Raw genomic sequence first — 18,296 nt, 5'->3', positions numbered from 1 at the left:
CCGCACCGGTTCTCGGCCGCGCCTCAGTCGAGCCGACGCTCGATCGGCAGCCGGGACCGGGTGAACAGGGCCGCGCCCAGCATCGCCAGCAACGGCACCAGCAGCAGGACGCCGAGGGCCGACCAGGGCACCACGAGCGGGAACGGCTCCTCGATGGGCCAGCTGTCGGCGTACCGCCGGTTGGTCGAGGTGAGGATGATCACGGCGGTGCCGAGGCCGGCCACGATGCCGAGCACCGAGCCCAGGCCGGCGATCACCCCGGCCTGGGCGAGCGCGAGCAGCCGGCGCACCCGGGGACTCGCCCCCACCGCCGCGAGGGTGGAGAGGTCCGCGCGGCCCTCCGCGGCGGCGAGCCCGGTGGCGATGCCGGCCGCGCCGATGGTGATGACGCCGGCCGCCGCGGCGAGCAGGAGCAGCAGCGGGGCCTCTCCGCTGCCCGTGCCGTTCTGCTCCAGCTCGACGGCGAAGGAGCCGTGGGGCCGCAGCGCGGCCGTGAACCGTTGGCGTTGCGACTCGTCGGGGGAGGTCGCCACCGAGATCACCCAGGCCGACGTGTACGAGCCGAGCCCGAGCCGGGCGGCGGCCGCGGGGGAGAGCAGCAGCCGGGTGGGGCCGGGGCCGTCGGGCAGCGCGTACCCGGTCACCATGGTGACGTTGCGGGTGAGCCCCTGTTGCCCGTCGACGCTCCGGTCGACCGCGACCGCCAGCCGCCCGTCGCGCAGGTAGTGCGAGTCGGTGACCACCGCGCCCCCGTCGCGCAGCACGGCCCGGGCGGCCTCCGCCTCCGCCGGGCTCGCCCCCGTCTGCGCCGGGAGCGCCGTCCCGTCGTCCACGCTCACCTGGACGTACCCGCCGTAGTAGTCGCGGGCCCGGAACTGGCAGCGCGAATCGGCGCGGGCGCGCCGCCGATCCGCCGCGCTCAACCCGTCGTCGGGCTGCCACGGGCAGGCCTGACCGGGCGGCAGCATCGGCGTGACCTCGCAGACCATGCTCAGCCGGCGCTCCGGATCACACTGGACACTCCGCACCGGGGCCACCTGCCCGCCGCCGAGGTGGGCCCGGGCCGCCGCGGCCACCGCCGCGTCCGTCTCCGCGTCCGCGCGCGGCGACCGCCGCTCATCGTCGACGCGCATGACCTGCACGTATCCGGCCGACAACGCGGGCTGGTACGTCTCGGCGTCGCGGGCCGAGTCGCTGGCGAGGAAGGAGCCGAGGGCCACGCTGGCGGCGACGGCGGCCATCACGGCGGAGATGGCGGGCGCGGCGGATGCCCGGTTGCGGCTCGCGTCCCGCAACGCGATCCGCGGCGCCAGCGGCAGCGCACGGCCGAGGCGGGCCAGCAGGCCGATCAGGGTGGGAATGCAGAAGACCAGGCCCAACTCGCCGAGGATCAGCCCGGTGAGGATCACCCAGTCGGTGGTCTGGGCGGCGCCGAGCCCCGCGATCGCCGCGCCGCCCGCCACCAGTGCCACGCCGAGAGCCAGCCAGCGCCCCCGGTTGCGAGGTGGCGTGCGCCGGCCGGCCAGCCCGTCGACCACATCCTGGCGGGCGGCCGTCCACGCCGGGGCCAACGCGGCCAGCACCCCGGCCAGCACCGCGACCCCGGCGATCGCGACCAGCGCGGGCGGCCAGCATCGGTACCCGCCGAAGCGGGCGCCGAAGACGTACTCCTCGACCAGGGGACGGCCGGCGAACGCGGCCAGGACGCCGAGTGCCAGGCCGGCCACCGCGCCGAGGCAGCCCAGCACCACACCGTCGGCCAGCACCACGCGACGCAGCTGGGCGGCGTCGCCGCCGGCCACGGCCACCAGGGCGAGGTCCCGTCGCCGGCGGCGAACACCGACGGCGAAGGCGGGCCCGACCAGCAGTACGACCTCCAGCAGGCCGAGCCCGCCGGCCAGGACTCCGGTGCCGAGCCCCGTCACGTCCGTGCCGCCCCGGCCGGGCCACAGGTGCAGGAAGCTGTTCCCGGTCGTGCCGGTGCGCGTGGTCACCAGGACGCCCCGCTCGTTGAGGCGGTGGACCAGCGAGTCGTCCACCTCGCCCGGCACGTCGAGCAGCCACGTGGTGTCCGGACCGTCCTCCGTCGCGGGCACGGCCGCCGGGTGCAGGGCGAGCAGCGGGCCCAGGTCGTCCGGGAACTCGACCACCCCGACGACCCGGTACGACCGGGACCCGTCCGCCCCGGTGACCGTGTCGCCCAACCCGGCGTGCAGGCGACGCAGGGCGGAGCGGCTCGCGGCGATCTCACCCGGGTCGTCCGGTGCCCGGCCCTCCAGCAGCCGGGCGACGCCGCGGGCGAGCGGGTCGGCGAGGTCCAGGACGCGGCTCTGGAACGACTCGTCCCGACCGTCCACCCGGAGGTCGACCGGCACCCAGGCGCGGATCTCGGTGACCCGGCCGCCCGGCCCGAGCAGCTCCCTGATCTCGCCCGTGGTGATCGGCGGGCCGGGAACGGTCGAGTCCGGGTCCCGCGGGTACCAGCCGTCGCCCGAGCTGTCCTGGCGCAGCGGGAGGTCGCTGACGCGGCGCAGGGCGGCGTCGGCGACACCCAGCCGGCGGTCGACGCGCTCCTCGCCGGTCAGCTGCGCCATGTCGTAGCTCACGGCGACGAACGTCAGCACGAGCACCGGCAGCGCGATCATGGCCAGCACCAGCGCGGTGCGCCCCCGCGCGCGGCGCGCCTCCCGGCGCGCGATGCGCAGCGCCGCCCGCCAGGAACCGACCAGTTCGGCGAACCGTCGCGGGCGGATGGGCGCGGGGTCCGGTGGGACCGGCGCGGACGGGAGCGATCCCCGCGAGCCGGCTCCGGGCCGGGTACGACCGCCCGGACGGACGGTCACCGGCCGCTGCCGCTCAGCAGCTGCTCGACGCTGCCCAACGGCGCCGTCGAGTCGACCAGCACCCCGTCGCGCAGGAAGACCACCCGATCGGCCCAGCCGGCATGCCTCGCCTCGTGGGTCACCAGCAGACCGGCCGCGCCGGCGTCGACCCGGCGGCGCAGCAGGTGAAGCACGGCCTCGCCGGTCTGCGAGTCCAGCGCACCGGTCGGCTCGTCGGCCAGCACGAGCCGCCGCTCGCCGACCAGCGCCCGGGCGATGGCCACCCGCTGCTGTTGACCGCCGGAGAGCTGGTCCGGGAAGCGGTCGCCCAGCTCGGGCAGGCCCACCTCGCTGAGCGCGGCCAGCGCCAGCGCGCGGGCCCGCCGCACCCCGGCGCCGTCCAGCTCCAGCGGCAGCGCCACGTTCTCGACGGCGCTGAGACTGCCCAGCAGGTTGAGGTTCTGGAAGATGTAGCCGATGCGGCGCCGGCGCAGCTGGGCCAGTCCGCGCCGGTCCAACGTCGCCAGGGGCTGGCCCTCGACGCGTACCTCACCGGAGGTGGGGCGGTCGAGGCCGCCGGCGAGCGCCAGGAGGGTCGACTTGCCGGAGCCGGACGGGCCCATCACGGCCACCAGCTCGCCGGGCCGGACGGCCAGGCTCACCCCGCGCAGGGCGTGCACGGCGGCCGGGCCGGTGCCGTGGGTGCGGTGGACGTCACGCAGGTCGAGCACCACGCCGTCCGCTCCGCTCACCGCCGCGCCTCCTCGTCGGTGGGTAGCACCGCCTCCGCGGGTGTGGCCGCCTGGGCGGGCGCCGCGCCCCGTTCCGCCGGTCGGTACCGGACCAGACTCGTCTCGCAGTGGTCCAGCCAGCGCACCTCGGCCTCGGCCTGGAACACCATCGCGTCCAGCACCAGCCGCCAGGGTAGGTCCTCCGGCTTGTCACTGGCGTACTTCAGTCGGGTCAACTCCTGCAGGGCGCGCATCGTCGCGGCGCGCTGGGTCTGCACCACGGACCGGACGTCCACGCCCGGCGTGGTGAGCGCCAGGGCCAGTTTGATCGCCAGCTCGTCCCGGGGCCGGTCGGTCCGGCTCACCGGGGTCGCGAACCAGAGGGCCAGGTCCGCGCGGCCCGCGTCGGTAATCTCGTACGGGCGCTGCCCGGCGTCGCTCTCCGGCAGGGGGCGCACCAGACCGTCCCGCTCCAGCCGGGAGAGCGTGGTGTAGACCTGCCCGATGTTCAGCGGCCAGGTCGAGCCGGTCGACTCCTCGAACGCGGCCCGCAGCTGGTAGCCGTACATCTGGCCGCGTTCGAGCAGGGCCAGCAGCCCGTGACGGATGGACATGGCCGGAGTATGCATACCTGGTATGCGCTCCGCAACCGGGAGTGACCGGCGACGCTCCGCCGGGCGGGCGGCCCCCGTCAGGTGGGGCGGCCGGGGAAGGCCACCGTGAGCGGGGTGATGCCGGCCGTCCGCCGCCAGCGGGTGGCGCGTACGGCGTAGTCGAGCAGGGCGTCCAGCGCCTGGTCACGGTCGCTGCCGGTGGTGCCGGCCAGCGCCGCCCGCCAGTGCGCCGCCGTCCGCTCCTCGACCTCGACCGCCAGCCGCAACGCGCTCGCCCGGTCGGTGACCGGGAACGGCAGGCTGTATCCGGCCTGGTCCGGGGGCACCGCGGCGCCCGCCGTCGTGAGCTGCACCACCAGCGCGTCGCGGCGACGCCGGTGCGCGGCCTCGGCCTGCCGGGCGGCGTTGCGGGCCGCGCCGGAGAGCCGTACGCCGATCGGACCGTAGGCGAAGATGGCCGCGTACTCGGCGGTCAGCGCCGCGGCGAGGGCCTCGGCGGGCGCGAGTGGCGCGCTGCGCTCGCTCACTTCAGTGCCTCCAGGTGCGTGGCGCGGGCCGCCGCGATCGACCCCACCAGCGCGGCGCGGTCCGCCGGCGCCGCGGCGCAGGCCGTGAGCGCGGCGTCCCGGGCGGCGCGTTCGCGCTGCCGCAGGCCGGTGAGGGCGGCGTCGGGGTCGGCGGCGGGGCTGCCACCGCCCGGTGTCGCGGCGGGTGAGGGCAGGTCGGCGCCGATGATCCGGGCCAGTTCGGCGGCGTGCGCCTGGTGCGTCTCGGCGATGGGGGTGAGCCGCCCGGCCAGGTCCGGGTGCGCCGCGGCGGCGTCCCGGTAGCCGGCGGCGAGCGCCAGCGCCTCGTCCAGCACCGGGCGCAGGGGATCGGGCGGGCGGGGCTCCTCGTCGTCACGGCCGAGGAGGTCGCAACCGGCCAGCGGCACCGCCGCGGCGCCGAGGGCGAGCAGCCCTCCGGCGCGTAGCAGGCCGCGCCGGGAATGCCCGGGTGCTTCTGGGTGCTGTGCTGGAGTGCCTCTGGCCACCGGACAAGTCAACACCATGTCCTCCGGGTACGTGACGCATCGCCGTCGGTGCGCCGCCCGGTCGGCCGGCCGGCCGGCGCGTTACGCTCTGCGCAGCCACCGGGCGCGTCCGCCCCGGTGGCGTGCCGGCATGGGGCGGGACGAGGGTCACCGCCGGGCAGGAGAGGGTGCGAGATGACGCAGCGTGGCCGTGCCACCAGGTCGACGGGGCGGCCCCGCGGCGGTGAGCGCCCCCGCGGCGGCGGTGACCTCGCCGCGCGGCGCACCCGGTTGCGGGACGTGATCGAGCCGGTGGTGGTCGAGGCCGGCTACGACCTCGAGGACCTCGCCGTCTCCCGGGCCGGGCGGCGGCACGTGGTGCGGGTGATCGTGGACGCCGACGGCGGGATCAACCTGGACGCCGTCGCGGACGTCTCCCGGGCCGTCTCCGCCGCCCTCGACGCCGCGGAGGAGACCGGCGGCGACATCGTCGCGGGGGAGTACCAGCTGGAGGTCAGCTCGCCGGGCGTGGACCGGCCGCTCACCCTGCCCCGGCACTGGCGGCGCAACATCGGCCGGCTGGTCAAGGTGACCACCCGCGCCGCCCTGCCCGAGCAGCGCGGCGAGCAGCCCGCCGGCGAGCGGCAGGTCACCGGGCGGATCGTCGCGGCGGACGAGGAGCGCGTGACGCTGGAGACCGACGCCGGCCGCGCGGACTGGACCTACGCCGAACTCGGCCCCGGGCGGGTGCAGGTGGAGTTCCACCGCCTCGACGAGATCGACGAGGCGGACGAGTTCGGTGACACCGGCGCGGCCGGTGATTCAGACGACATCGACGACGAAGATGTGGAGGACGAGGAGAGGTGAACATCGACCTCGCGGCGCTGCGCGCACTGGAGCGCGAGCGGGAGATCCCGTTCGACACGATCCTCGCGGCGATCGAGACCGCGCTGCTGACCGCCTACCGGCACACCGATGGCGCCGAACCGCACGCGCGGGTGGAGATCGACCGCAAGTCCGGCGCGGCCTCGGTGTACGCGCAGGAACTGGACGAGGAGGGCGCGGTCGTACGGGAGTGGGACGACACTCCGCACGACTTCGGCCGGATCGCCGCCATGACGGCGAAGCAGGTGATCCTCCAGCGGCTGCGGGAGGCCACCGACGAGGCGCACTTCGGTGAGTACGTCGGCCGTGACGGCGACCTGGTCACCGGCGTGGTGCAGGCGCACGAGGCGCGCGCCGAGAAGGGCATCGTCAGCGTCGACCTGGGCAAGCTGGAGGGCGTCCTGCCGCAGTCCGAGCAGGTGCCCGGCGAGCGGTACGTGCACGGCGAGCGCATCCGCTGCGTGGTGGTGCACGTCGCCAAGGGCGCGCGTGGGCCGCAGATCACCCTGTCCCGGTCGCACCCGGCGCTGGTGAAGAAGCTCTTCGCCCTGGAGGTGCCGGAGATCGCCGACGGCACCGTGGAGATCAGCGCCATCGCGCGTGAGGCAGGTCACCGTACGAAGATCGCGGTCCGCTCCACGGCTCCCGGCGTCAACGCGAAGGGCGCCTGCATCGGGCCGATGGGCCAGCGGGTCCGGGCCGTCATGAGCGAGCTGCACGGCGAGAAGATCGACATCATCGACTGGTCGGACGACCCCGCCACCTTCGTCGGTAACGCGTTGTCGCCGGCCAAGGCCCTGCGGGTCGAGGTGGTCGACCTGGCCACCCGGACCGCGCGGGTGACCGTGCCGGACTTCCAGCTTTCGCTCGCGATCGGCCGGGAAGGGCAGAACGCCCGGCTGGCGGCCCGGTTGACCGGTTGGCGCATCGACATCCGTTCCGACGCGGAGCAGAGCGCGCCGGCGGGCCGGAGCGGAGCTGATCACGTCCCGGAGCCGGGCGGCGCGATCTCCGGCAGCTAGGGGTAGACTTTCTCAGTGGCACGACGCGCGCGGCCGGAGCGCACCTGTGTGGGTTGCCGGCGGCGGGCGCCGCGCGGCGAACTGCTGCGGGTCGTAGCGGTCGGCGACGGGGCTGGTTACAGCCTCCGGCCCGATCCGGCCCGCAGACTGCCGGGTCGGGGAGCGAACTTGCACCCGGATCCGGCCTGCTTCGCGCAGGCGGTGCGGCGACGCGCCTTCGGGCGTGCGTTGCGCGTCACCGCGGTCCTCGACCACGGTGAGCTCGCGGAGCACATCGATGCGCCAACCACGACGTCCGGTCAACCCGACCGGGCGCGGGTCGCTAGCAAGGTAGGACGACCGACATGAGCACACGATGAAGTCCCAGAAATGACCAGGCTTCAAGTGCACGAGTGAGGTCGCTGCGGGTGCTGCCCGCACGACCTCGGAGTGAGGAGTGCAGTGGCAGGTAAGGCCCGCGTACACGAGCTCGCGAAGGAGCTCGGGGTCGAGAGCAAGACCGTTCTCGCCAAGCTCAAGGAGATGGGCGAGTTCGTGAAGTCCGCGTCCAGCACCGTCGAGGCGCCCGTCGCCCGGCGGCTGCGGGGCGCCTTCGCCGCGTCCGCCGGTTCGGCGGCGCCGGCCGCCCCACCGGCGGCCGCGCCCACGCCGACCCCGGCGCCGACGCCGTCGCCCGCCCCGGGTTCGCCCCGGGTCTCGGCCAAGCCGATGCCGCCGCGGCGGCCGGCCGCGCCGGCCCCGGGACCGAAGAAGGGCCCCGTTCCGGGCCCGCCGGCAGCCGCGACCCCGGTCGCGAAGCCGGCGAGCGCGCACGACATCGAGGTGGCGGCCGCCGAGGCGCGCGCCGCCGCCCTCAAGGCTGAGCAGGAGGCCGCGGTCAAGGCCGCGCAGGCCGCCCGCCAGCAGCAGCGGGAGAGCACCCGCCGGGAGCCCCCGGCGGAGGGCGGTCCCCGTCCCGGCCCGCGGCCGGGTCCGGGCACCCTGCCGCCCCGTCCGGGTTCCCCGGCCGCCGGTCGTCCCGGCGGTCCGACCCCGGGTCCGGGCGCGCGTCCGGGTGCCCGTCCGCCGGCGCGCGGCGCCGGTAACAACCCGTTCGGCATCTCCGGCGGTCAGCAGCAGCGTCCGCCGGCGGCCGGCGCGGGTGGCCCGCGGCCGAGCCCGGCCTCGATGCCGCCCCGGCCGAGCCCGGCCTCCATGCCGCCCCGGCCCAGCCCGGCCTCGATGCCGAGCCAGCGTCCGGGTCGTCCCGGCGGTCCCGGTGCCGGTCGTCCCGGCGGCGGTGCCGGTCGTCCCGGCGGTGGTGGCGGCGGCTTCCGCGGCGGTCCCGGTGGCGGTGGCGGCGGCGGTGGTTACCGCGGCGGCGGCGCCGGTGGCGGTGGCGGCGGCGGTGGTTACCGCGGCGGCCCCGGTGGTGGCACGGGCGGTGGGTTCCGTCCGGGCGCGCCCGCCGGTGGTGGCGCCGGTCGTCCGGGTGGCGGCGGCCGTGGCCGTGGCGGCGGCGCCGCGGGTGCCTTCGGGCGCCCCGGTGGCAAGCCGACCCGTGGTCGCAAGTCGAAGAAGCAGCGCAGACAGGAGTTCGACAACCTGTCGGCTCCGACCATGAGCTCGGGTGCCCCCCGGGGTCAGGGTCAGGTCGTCCGGCTCTCCCGTGGCGCCTCGCTGTCGGACTTCGCCGACAAGATCAACGCCAACCCGGGTTCGCTGGTCCAGGAGATGTTCAACCTGGGCGAGATGGTCACCGCGACCCAGTCCTGCTCTGACGACACCCTGCTGCTGCTGGGTGAGCACCTCGGCTTCAACGTGCAGATCGTCAGCCCGGAGGACGAGGACCGCGAGCTGCTCGCGCAGTTCAACATCGACCTCGACGCCGAGGTGGCGGAGGACCGTCTGGTCAGCCGTCCGCCGGTGGTGACCGTCATGGGTCACGTCGACCACGGTAAGACCAAGCTGCTCGACGCGATCCGCAAGGCGAACGTGGTGGCCGGCGAGGCGGGTGGCATCACCCAGCACATCGGCGCCTACCAGGTCCACGTCCCGCACGAGGGCGAGGACCGGGCGATCACCTTCATCGACACCCCGGGTCACGAGGCCTTCACGGCCATGCGTGCCCGTGGTGCCCAGGTCACCGACATCGTGATCCTGGTGGTCGCGGCCGACGACGGCGTGATGCCGCAGACGATCGAGGCGCTCAACCACGCCAAGGCGGCGGACGTGCCGATCGTGGTCGCGGTCAACAAGGTCGACAAGCCGGAGGCCAACCCGGACAAGGTCCGCCAGCAGCTGACCGAGTACGGCCTGGTCGCCGAGGAGTACGGCGGCGACACCATGTTCGTCAACGTGGCCGCGAAGCCGGGCATCGGCATCGAGGACCTGCTCGAGGCCGTCCTGCTGACCGCCGACGCGTCGCTGGAGCTGACCGCTCCGATCGACGGGCCGGCGCAGGGTGTGGCGATCGAGGCGCACCTGGACAAGGGCCGCGGTGCGGTGGCGACGGTGCTGGTGCAGAAGGGCACCCTCCGGGCGGGCGACTCGATCGTCGCCGGTGGGGCGCACGGCCGGGTCCGCGCGATGCTCGACGAGAACGGCAACGCGGTCGCCGAGGCGGGTCCGGCCCGTCCGGTGCTGGTGCTCGGTCTGACCGCGGTGCCGGGTGCGGGTGACACGTTCCTGGCGGCCGAGGACGACCGCACGGTGCGTCAGATCGCCGAGCAGCGGCAGGCGCGGCGGCGGGCGGCGGCGTTCGCCAACTCCCGTGGCCGGGCGACCCTCGAGACGCTCATGGAGCAGCTCAAGGAGGGCGAGAAGACCTCGCTCAACCTGGTGCTCAAGGGCGACGTCTCCGGTTCCGTGGAGGCCCTCGAGGACGCGCTGTTCAACCTCGACATCCCCGAGGAGGTCCAGCTCAGGATCATCCACCGGGGCGTCGGTGCGATCACCGAGAGCGACGTCATGCTCGCGAGCGCCTCGACCGAGGCGGTCACGATCATCGGCTTCAACGTCCGGGCCGCGAACAAGGTCCGGGAGATCGCCGACCGCGAGGGCGTGGAGATCCGGTACTACACCGTCATCTACCAGGCCATCGAGGAGATCGACGCGGCGCTCAAGGGGCTGCTCAAGCCGGAGTACGAGGAGGTCGAGCTCGGCACCGCGGAGATCCGCGACGTGTTCCGCTCGTCCAAGATCGGCAACATCGCCGGTTGTATCGTCCGCTCCGGTCTCATCCGCCGCAACGCGCGTGCGCGTCTGCTGCGGGACGGGGCGGTCGTGGCGGAGAACCTCACGATCAACTCGCTGAAGCGGTTCAAGGACGACGCCACGGAGGTCCGGGAGGGCTTCGAGTGTGGTCTGACCCTGGGTGGGTTCAACAACATCCAGGTCGGCGACATCATCGAGACCTTCGAGATGCGGGAGAAGCCGCGGGCCTGATCCCGCGCTGAGAACGCAGGTCAAGGGGTTTACGCCGACACGGCGTAAACCCCTTGATCATGTGGGGCCCGCTACGGGTATCGTCCGGGGCGATGTTCACCGGAACCGCGGTCTTCGACCTGTTGCTGCCGGGTGACTCCCGGTCGCTCAAGGCCAAGAGATCATACGTACGACCGATCGTGGCGGCCCTGCGCCGCTTCGAGGTCTCCGCCGCCGAGGTGGGGGCGCTCGACCTGCACGGTCGGGCCGAAATCGGGGTGGCCGTGGTGGCCGCCGAGGCGGCGCACGTCCGCGAGGTGCTGGACTCGTGCGAGCGCCTGGTCGCCGGCCGGCCGGAGGCCGAGCTGCTCTCGGTGCGGCGCCGGCTCTACGGCGAGGACGACTGACCTGCCCGGCCGCCACCGACGGGCAGTCCCGTCGGTGGCGCTGCCGCCGGCACCGCGCGCCGGGTCAGACCGCGCGGGTAGTGTTCGAGATGTTGGGCGGTCGGGCCGGGGGCGCGTCGCGCCGCCGCGTCCCAGCCGGGAGCGGGACACCGTGGAGGTGGCGAGATGACGGATCCGGCCAAGGTACGCCGGCACGCGGAGCGGGTGCGGGAACTGGTCGCGTCGGTGGTGCGGAGCCAGATCAAGGACCCGCGGCTCGGCATGATCACCATCACCGACGCGCGGATCACCGCCGACCTCCGCGACGCCACGGTCTTCTACACCGTCCTCGGCGACGCGGCGGCCCAGTCGGGCACCGCCGCCGCGCTGGAGAGCGCCAAGGGCATGCTGCGCAGCACCGTGGGCAAGGCCCTCGGGCTGCGGCACTCGCCGACGCTGACCTTCGTCCTCGACGACGTGCAGGACCAGGTCAAGCACATCGACGACCTGCTCGCGGCGGCCCGCAGCGCGGACGCGGAGGTGCAGCGCCTCGCGGCCAAGGCACAGTACGCCGGCGAGGCGCAGCCCTACCGGCTCGACGAGGACAGCGAAGAGGCCGAGGAGACCGACGACACCGAGGACGAGACCCCGCCGGCCGGCGGGGAGCGGCGGTGAGCGGGTCCGGTGGCCCGGCCGGTGCCGTCGTCGAGGCGGCGCCGGCCGGATCCGGCCCGGGCGCGGCCGACTGGGCCGCGGCCGAGTCGCTGCTGCGGAACCTGACAGCCGACTCGCGCGTACTGCTGATCTGCCACGTGAACCCGGACGGGGACGCGCTGGGCAGCATGCTCGGCTTCGCGCTGGGCCTGCGGCAACTCGGCGTACGTCGGATGCAGGCGACCTTCCCGGGCCCGCCGGAGGTGCCCGAGCCGTTCCGCGAGCTGCCGGGGCTCGACCTGCTGGTGCCGGCCGCGGAGGCCGAACCGGCGCCGGACCTGGTGATCTGCTTCGACGCCGCGAGCGAGTCGCGCCTCGGTGAGCTGGCCGACCGGTTGGGCACGGCCGAGGCGGCGCTGGTGCTGGACCACCACGCCTCGAACACCCGCTTCGGCGGGGTGAACCTGGTCGATCCGCACGCCGCGGCGACCTCGGTGGTCGCCGAGCAGTTGCTGACCCGGCTCGGCGTCCAGCTCGACGCCGGGATCGCCGAGTGCCTGTACGTGGCGCTCACCACCGACACCGGTTCGTTCCGGTTCGAGGCGACCACCCCGGCCGTGCACCAGATGGCGGCCCGGCTGCTGGCCACCGGCATCCGTCCCGGCGACATCTCCCGGCGCGTCTTCGACACCCGCCCGTTCGGGGCGGTGCGACTCTTCGGCGAGGTGCTCGGCCGGGCCAGCCTGGACCAGACCGCGGCCGGCGGGCACGGGCTGGTCTGGACCTGGGCGACCCTCGACGACCTGGCCCGGCACGGCCAGCGGCCGTACGTGCTCGAGGCGCTGATCGACTCGGTGCGGTGCACCGCCGAGGCGGACGTGAGCTGCGTGCTCAAGCAGACCGCGCCGGGCGAGTGGGCCGTGTCGCTGCGCAGCAAGGGGGCCGTGGACGTCAGCCGGGTGGCGGTCGCGCTGGGTGGTGGCGGGCACCGGTTCGCGGCCGGGTTCACGGGGCGTGGCGGCGCGGAGGCGGTCCTCGACAGCATCCGTGGGCAGCTCGACGCGGCGGTGATCGTGCCGGGCGTCGGCTGACCCGTTCCCGCGGATCAGGGGCGGCTCCGGGGCGTCGGGCCTTTCCGCTCGCGGTGCCGGCGGGGAGAATTGCGGGATGGAGCAGCCCCGCGAGCTCACCGTCGAGGCGCCCCGCGCCTGGGACCGTCCCGCCGTCTCCGTGCCCGTGCTGGTCTGCCTCTCGCTGGTGGGCGGCCGGTTCGCGTCCTTCTCGGCGGAGGCCAACCTCTACACCCTGGGCACCGGTGGCGTGCTGATCTGGCTCGGTCTGAGCAACCGGGTGCCGCGCCGGCCGGCACCGGTGCGGCTCGGGTCCGGCGCGGCCTGGTGGGCGTTGCCGATCGTGGTGTTCGGAGTGTTCGAGGGGGCGGCCTTCGTGCTCGCCGCGGGTGACGAGTTTCCCACCTTCTCGCGGCTGGCCGACCCGCTCCTGGAGGACCAGCTGGTCCGTTCGGCGGCCTGGTTCGCCTGGCTGTCCGCGTTCTGGGGGCTGGTGCGGCGATGATGCGGGCACTGGCGATCGGCGGTTTCCTCACCGCCCTGGCGCTCTTCGCCACCGTCGAGTGGCTGGCCCGCCGGGAGGGCTCGCGGGTCCCCACGCTCGGTGAGGTGTGCGCGTACGTGATGCGCTACGAGGTGGGCTCGGTGCCGGTGGGCCGGATCGGACTCTTCGGGTTCTGGTGGTGGCTGGGCTGGCACTTCCTGGCCCGCTGACGTCCGCGGCCGGACAGTCCAGATGCCGGGAACCGTACGCGGCGCGGCTGACTGAACGCTAACTTGGGAAACGGCCGGCGCCACATCGATTGGCGCAGGTCGTGGGGGTGGTGCCGCACCCGGCCCCGCCTCCCTCCAGGGTCGACCGACCCGGGTTCGCGCCACCTGATCGGCCGCTCCGGTGACCCCGGACCGCCGTCGGAAGCGCCCGCAGGACCGCCCGCGAGGGCCGCCGCCTGCCGGTGGCTCGCACCCTGGAACGGAGCATCACGATGCCGAGCAAGCCCAAGCCCGAGACCACTGACGAGGCCCGCGAGCAGGCCCGCCGCGCGTTGCAGACGTCGATGGACACCCGTCAGTGACCCGTACCGACCGGCGGTGACGCCGCCGACGCGCCGCGCCGACAGCGTCACCGCCCACCCCGCGCCGAGCCCCTCCCGGCCGCCCCGCCCGCGGCACTTCCGCCGCCGGTGACCGTGGCTCTTCCGCCGCCGTCCGGCGCGACGCTCATTCCTCCCGTCGGCTCTCCCGTCGCGCCGGGCCGCCTGTAGCCGGCGGAGCCCGTCGGCCCGATCCCTCGCCTGTCGGCCCCGCGCCCGTCGGCCCGGAACCCTCGTTCGTCAGGCTCCGCGCGTCCGTGCCTGTGCCTTCGCCGGTCGGGCTCCGTGCGCCCGTCGGCCTGAGTCATCGCCGGTCGGGCTCCGTCCGCCCGTCGGCCTCAGCATTCGCGCATGGGCTCCGCCTGTCCGTCGGCCTGAGCCTTCACCCGTCGGGCCCCGCGTCCGTCCACCGAACCGCCATCCGTGCCGAGCCCGTCGTTGCGGGCAGCCGCTCCGGTCGCCCGGGGTCGTGTCGCCGCCCGTCCCCGGATGGACCTTCCGCAACGAGGCCTGCGTGGCCCTACGGCTGGTGACCGCGTTGCCGCGTGGGCGCCCGGCGATGCGCCGGATCCCACCGCGGCTGCTCGGGCCTGGAGCCTCGCCGTTGGAGCTGGGGCGGTGCGACCGGCGCCGAGCCGTCGGCAGGCCCGGCAGCCATGGCGGCATCCCGGCGCGGACCCGGAGGCGCGCGGGATCGACGCGGGCTGCCGAGTCGTCTGCCTCCGACGCGGGCGCGGGCGAGCGTGGCCGCACGCCGCCGTACTGTAAGTCTTCAGACGTCTTGCGATCCTTACCTCGGTCGTGTCAGGATCGGCGGCGATGAGCCAGACCGTCGCCACCGCCCGGACCGCCGCCTCGCCGCGCAGGATCGCCGCGCTCGCCCTGCCGGCCCTCGTCGTGCTCGCCGCCGAGCCGCTCTACGTGCTCGTCGACACCGCCGTGGTCGGTCACCTCGGCCGGGTGCCGCTGGCCGCACTCGCCGTCGGCGGCACGGTCATGACGCTCACCGCCTGGCTCGGCACCGTGGTGGCGTACGGCACCACCGGGCGCTCGGCCCGCCGGTTCGGGGCGGGGGACCGGGCCGCCGCCGTCGCCGAGGGCGTTCAGGCGTCCTGGCTCGCGTTCGGCGTCGGGCTGCTGGTCGCCGTCGGCATGCAGCTCGGCGGCGGGGCGTTGACGCGTACCCTCGTCGGCGGCCCCGGCGAGGTGGCCGACGCCGCCGCGCACTGGCTGCGGATCGCGGCGCTCGGCGCCCCGGGCCTGCTGCTGGCGGCCGCCGGCAACGGCTGGCTGCGCGGCATCCAGGACACCCGGCGTCCGCTGCTCTTCGTGCTCGCGCCCAACCTGCTCTCCGCGCTGCTCTGCCCGCTGCTGGTCTATCCCGTCGGGCTCGGCCTCAACGGCTCGGCGGTGGCGAACGCCGTCGCCCAGACGCTCAGTGGCGGGCTGTTCGCCGCGGCCCTGGTGGCCGAGCGGGTCTCGCTGCGACCCCGACCCCGGCTGATCCGGCAGCAGCTCGTGCTCAGCCGCGACCTGCTGATCCGGGGCGCGGCGTTCCAGGCCAGCTTCCTCTCCGCGACCGCGGTGGCGTCCCGCTTCGGCGCGGCCGCCGTGGGCGCCCACCAGATCGCCCTGCAGCTGTGGTTCTTCACGGCGCTGGTCCTCGACGCGCTGGCGATCGCCGCGCAGTCGCTGGTCGGCGCGGCCCTGGGGGCCGGCGACGACGCCGTGGCCCGGGGACTGGCGCGCCGCATCGCCGTGCTGGGCGGTGCGTGCGGGGTCGCGTTCGCGGTGCTGATCGCGGCCGGCGCGGGCGTCGTGCCGTCCTGGTTCAGCTCCGATCCGCTCGTCCGCGACCAGGCCATGGTGGCCTGGCCCTGGTTCGTCGCGATGCAGCCGCTGGCCGGGGTGGTCTTCGCCCTCGACGGCGTGCTGATCGGCGCCGGCGACGTCCGTTACCTGCGCAACCTCACCGTGGTGGCGGCGCTGGGCGGGTTCCTCCCGGCGATCTGGCTCGCCCACGGCCTCGACCTCGGGCTGGGCGGCATCTGGGCCGGCCTCACCCTCTTCGTGGTGCTCCGCCTGGTGGCGCTGCTGCTGCGGCTGCGCTCCGGCCGCTGGGCCGTCGTCGGCGCGGTGCGCTGACGGGCTCGCGGTCCCACCTCAGCAGGACTCGCCGGCCCCGGCCCGCAAACCCGGATCGTAGATGTCGGCGGTAGCCGCCGGCCGCGGAGCGGCCAGGCGCCTCGGATCGAACTCCAGGTCGATGAAGCCCTTCGCCATCGCCGCGCAGGTGGCGTTCGCGACGGTCACGTCGGCGGACCCGATCCAGAGCCCCCGGGACGATGGCCCGACGTCGTCCGGGTGCGGAAACTGCCACACCACCTCGTCGCGCAGGGTCACCAGTTCGGCTCCGGGCCGGTACCTCTGGGCCTGGAACAGGTCGAAGGAGTAGACCCAGATGAACCGGGTGGTGATGGTGAGCAGCCGCGTGCCGTCCGACGTGGTGGCGGCGTACTCGACGGTGCCCTGGGCGCGGATGCCGTCGCCGGGGACCCAGCCCGGATCGGCGCCCTCGAGGATCCGGGTGGCGTAGCCCAGGTTGTTGCCCTTGGCCAGGTCGTCCGTCACCCCCGCCCGCGCGTCCGGAGCGAGTCGGCTGAGGAACGCGCGCGGATCGCCGCGGAGCATGGCGGGGCTCAGTCGACCCTCGACCAGCGCGTCTCGTACGGCGGCGAGTGCGGCAGATACCTGTGCGGCGGTGAACGGACCCGTCGCCTGGGCCGGCGGCAGCGCGATCGCCGCCTCACCAACGGCGAAATGTTCGGCGGGGGTGCCGAGGTAAACGCCCAGGGTGTTGCCGTCGGCGTCGACCGGCCTCGGCGCCGGGGTCGGGCTCGGCCCCCACGTGACCTCGCCGCGCTCGACCTTGTCGAGGAAGCGCAGACCGGCCGTGCCGAGGACGCCGAACAACCCCACCACGAGCAGCAGACCGAGGGCTCCGAAGAGCTTCCCGCGGTGCCGCTCCCACGACAGCCAAAGCCGGTCCGCGCGGCTCAGCTCGTGCTCCTGGACCGGGTGGCGCATCCAGTCGGGAACCCTGACCGGCTCGGCGTCGTCGGGGAACACCTCGGCGAGTCGGCGGGGCGGCGGGGGATTCGGTGGGTCGTCGGTCATTCCTGTCCCAGTGGGCGCGATCGGGTCGTGATCTTCGCACGCGCGGCCGCCGGAGGCTCTCCGCTCCCGGCCCCACGGGCCGTCCAGATCAGACCCCGCCGTGGATCGTCTCGTAGAACACGTAGAGCGCCCCGACCACCAGGCAGGTAGCCACCACGAGGACGATCACGAACGACACGATGGCGGAGGCCACCGGGTGTCGCTCGCTGAACCTGCTCCGGTCCCGCCAGGCCCACATCCTGCGCCGTGCCGTCCCCATCGCCGGGACCGCGTCGACGAGGTCGGAGAGCCGGCGGCCGAGCGTACGGCGCGGCGGCTCGGGGTTGCGCATCCACTCCGGCAGGTCGACGCGGGCGCGGTGCTCGTGCGACGGCAACGGGTCGCTCATGAGATCTCCTCCGGATGCGTCGTCGCCGCCGGCGCGGGGCCTCCCTCGTAGGCGTGTGCGGCGCAACACGTGGATCTTGGCAGCCGCTTGATCAGGGCGGTATCCCCCGCTCGTGCGATCACCGCGGTCTGGCAGGCTTGGCGGTCGTGAGCACTGACGGTCTGATCGTGGTGGACAAGCCCGCCGGCATGACGTCGCACGACGTGGTGGCGCGGATCCGCCGCCTGGCCCGCACCCGGCGGGTGGGGCACGGTGGCACCCTCGACCCGATGGCGACCGGGGTGCTGGTCATCGGCGTGGGCCGGGCCACCCGGCTGCTGACGTACGTGATCGGGGCGGGCAAGAGCTACACGGCCACCATCCGCCTCGGTCAGGCGACCGTCACCGATGACGCGGAGGGCGAGGTCATCCGGACCGTGCCGGCCGGGCACGTGACCGACGAGGCCGTGCGGGAGGCGCTCGCCGCCCAGACCGGCGAGATCGACCAGGTGCCGAGCGCGGTGAGCGCCATCAAGATCAACGGTCAGCGGGCGTACAAGCGGGTCCGCGAGGGCGAGAGCGTCGAGCTGCCGGCCCGGCGGGTCACCGTCTCCCGGCTGGAGCTGCTCGCCGTGCGCCGGGACGAGCCCGATGTCGTCGATGTCGACGTGGACGTCACCTGCTCCTCCGGCACGTACATCCGGGCCATCGCCCGGGACGCGGGCCTGGCGCTCGGGGTCGGCGGGCACCTGACCGCCCTGCGGCGCACCGCGGTGGGGGGCTTCACCCTCGGCGAGGCCGCGACCCTCGACGAGCTGGAGCAGCGCGCGCCGGAGGTGGTCACGCTGCCGCTCGCCGCGGCGGCGGACCGGTTCTTCCCCCGACGTGACGCCACCGAGGCGGAGGCCGCGGTGCTGTCGCACGGTGGGCCGCTCGACCCGGCCGGGATCGCCGGGCCGTACGCCGTCTTCGACCCGGCCGGCGGCCTGATCGCTATCGTCAGCGAGCGGGAGGGGCGGGCCCGCGCGGAGATCGTGCTCGCCCCGGCCTGACGGGC

18 protein-coding genes are annotated in these 18,296 nt (G+C 74.9%); 11 read left to right on the top strand and 7 right to left on the bottom strand.

What is annotated here, in order from left to right; genetic code table 11:
- Positions 1-23 precede the first annotated feature (23 nt).
- From SM573_RS02700 to SM573_RS02680, 5 genes are all read right to left on the bottom strand, one after another.
- On the bottom strand, positions 24-2,843 hold the full coding sequence (locus SM573_RS02700) for an FtsX-like permease family protein (RefSeq protein WP_474613859.1): 2,820 nt from the start codon (positions 2,841-2,843) through the stop codon (positions 24-26).
- Positions 2,840-3,574 (bottom strand): ABC transporter ATP-binding protein, encoded by a 735-nt coding sequence (locus tag SM573_RS02695; protein ID WP_474613858.1) that lies wholly within the window; start codon positions 3,572-3,574, stop codon positions 2,840-2,842. The genes SM573_RS02700 and SM573_RS02695 overlap by 4 nt, the downstream gene beginning before the upstream one ends.
- The gene (locus SM573_RS02690) at positions 3,571-4,167 is read right to left on the bottom strand and encodes a PadR family transcriptional regulator (protein ID WP_474613857.1); all 597 of its coding nucleotides are present in this window, start codon (positions 4,165-4,167) and stop codon (positions 3,571-3,573) included. The genes SM573_RS02695 and SM573_RS02690 overlap by 4 nt, the downstream gene beginning before the upstream one ends.
- A gap of 77 nt (positions 4,168-4,244) precedes the next feature.
- Positions 4,245-4,694 (bottom strand): ferritin-like domain-containing protein, encoded by a 450-nt coding sequence (locus tag SM573_RS02685; protein ID WP_474615394.1) that lies wholly within the window; start codon positions 4,692-4,694, stop codon positions 4,245-4,247.
- Positions 4,691-5,143: a hypothetical protein gene (locus SM573_RS02680; RefSeq protein ID WP_474615721.1), complete on the bottom strand. Its 453-nt coding sequence runs from the start codon at positions 5,141-5,143 to the stop codon at positions 4,691-4,693. The genes SM573_RS02685 and SM573_RS02680 overlap by 4 nt, the downstream gene beginning before the upstream one ends.
- 231 nt (positions 5,144-5,374) lie before the next feature.
- On the opposite strand from SM573_RS02680, the gene rimP reads away from it, so the two are divergent.
- From rimP to SM573_RS02630, 10 genes are all read left to right on the top strand, one after another.
- Positions 5,375-6,046: a ribosome maturation factor RimP gene (rimP, locus tag SM573_RS02675; protein WP_474615393.1), complete on the top strand. Its 672-nt coding sequence runs from the start codon at positions 5,375-5,377 to the stop codon at positions 6,044-6,046.
- Entirely contained in the window at positions 6,043-7,086 is a 1,044-nt protein-coding gene (nusA, locus tag SM573_RS02670; protein ID WP_474613854.1) for a transcription termination factor NusA, read from the top strand. Before rimP ends, nusA begins: the two co-directional genes overlap by 4 nt.
- Before the next feature lie 15 nt (positions 7,087-7,101).
- Positions 7,102-7,434, top strand: coding sequence for a YlxR family protein (locus SM573_RS02665; protein WP_474613853.1), 333 nt, complete (start codon positions 7,102-7,104; stop codon positions 7,432-7,434).
- A gap of 93 nt (positions 7,435-7,527) precedes the next feature.
- A complete protein-coding gene (gene infB / locus SM573_RS02660) occupies positions 7,528-10,512 on the top strand; it encodes a translation initiation factor IF-2 (protein WP_474615392.1) in 2,985 nt (994 codons plus the stop codon).
- 92 nt (positions 10,513-10,604) lie between these two features.
- A complete protein-coding gene (locus SM573_RS02655) occupies positions 10,605-10,898 on the top strand; it encodes a DUF503 domain-containing protein (protein WP_474613851.1) in 294 nt (97 codons plus the stop codon).
- 165 nt (positions 10,899-11,063) lie between these two features.
- Positions 11,064-11,552 (top strand): 30S ribosome-binding factor RbfA, encoded by a 489-nt coding sequence (rbfA, locus tag SM573_RS02650; RefSeq protein WP_474613850.1) that lies wholly within the window; start codon positions 11,064-11,066, stop codon positions 11,550-11,552.
- Entirely contained in the window at positions 11,549-12,622 is a 1,074-nt protein-coding gene (locus SM573_RS02645) for a DHH family phosphoesterase (protein WP_474615391.1), read from the top strand. The genes rbfA and SM573_RS02645 overlap by 4 nt, the downstream gene beginning before the upstream one ends.
- Positions 12,623-12,698: 76 nt before the next feature.
- Positions 12,699-13,106, top strand: a complete 408-nt coding sequence (locus SM573_RS02640) for a hypothetical protein (RefSeq protein WP_474615390.1) — start codon at positions 12,699-12,701, stop codon at positions 13,104-13,106.
- Positions 13,106-13,315 (top strand): DUF6186 family protein, encoded by a 210-nt coding sequence (locus SM573_RS02635; RefSeq protein WP_474614020.1) that lies wholly within the window; start codon positions 13,106-13,108, stop codon positions 13,313-13,315. The genes SM573_RS02640 and SM573_RS02635 overlap by 1 nt, the downstream gene beginning before the upstream one ends.
- A gap of 1,199 nt (positions 13,316-14,514) precedes the next feature.
- Positions 14,515-15,840, top strand: a complete 1,326-nt coding sequence (locus tag SM573_RS02630) for an MATE family efflux transporter (protein ID WP_474613847.1) — start codon at positions 14,515-14,517, stop codon at positions 15,838-15,840.
- Between the two features lie 18 nt (positions 15,841-15,858).
- Here SM573_RS02630 and SM573_RS02625 read toward each other — a convergent pair whose 3' ends face one another.
- On the bottom strand, positions 15,859-16,872 hold the full coding sequence (locus tag SM573_RS02625) for a hypothetical protein (RefSeq protein WP_474615389.1): 1,014 nt from the start codon (positions 16,870-16,872) through the stop codon (positions 15,859-15,861).
- Positions 16,873-16,960: 88 nt separating this feature from the next.
- On the bottom strand, positions 16,961-17,260 hold the full coding sequence (locus SM573_RS02620) for a hypothetical protein (protein WP_474613845.1): 300 nt from the start codon (positions 17,258-17,260) through the stop codon (positions 16,961-16,963).
- Positions 17,261-17,406: 146 nt separating this feature from the next.
- Here SM573_RS02620 and truB point away from each other — a divergent pair, with 146 nt between their 5' ends.
- On the top strand, positions 17,407-18,291 hold the full coding sequence (gene truB / locus SM573_RS02615) for a tRNA pseudouridine(55) synthase TruB (protein ID WP_474613844.1): 885 nt from the start codon (positions 17,407-17,409) through the stop codon (positions 18,289-18,291).
- Positions 18,292-18,296: the final 5 nt, after the last annotated feature.

The organism is Micromonospora xinjiangensis (genome assembly GCF_056150165.1).
This window is presented reverse-complemented; position numbering and strand designations above follow the sequence as displayed.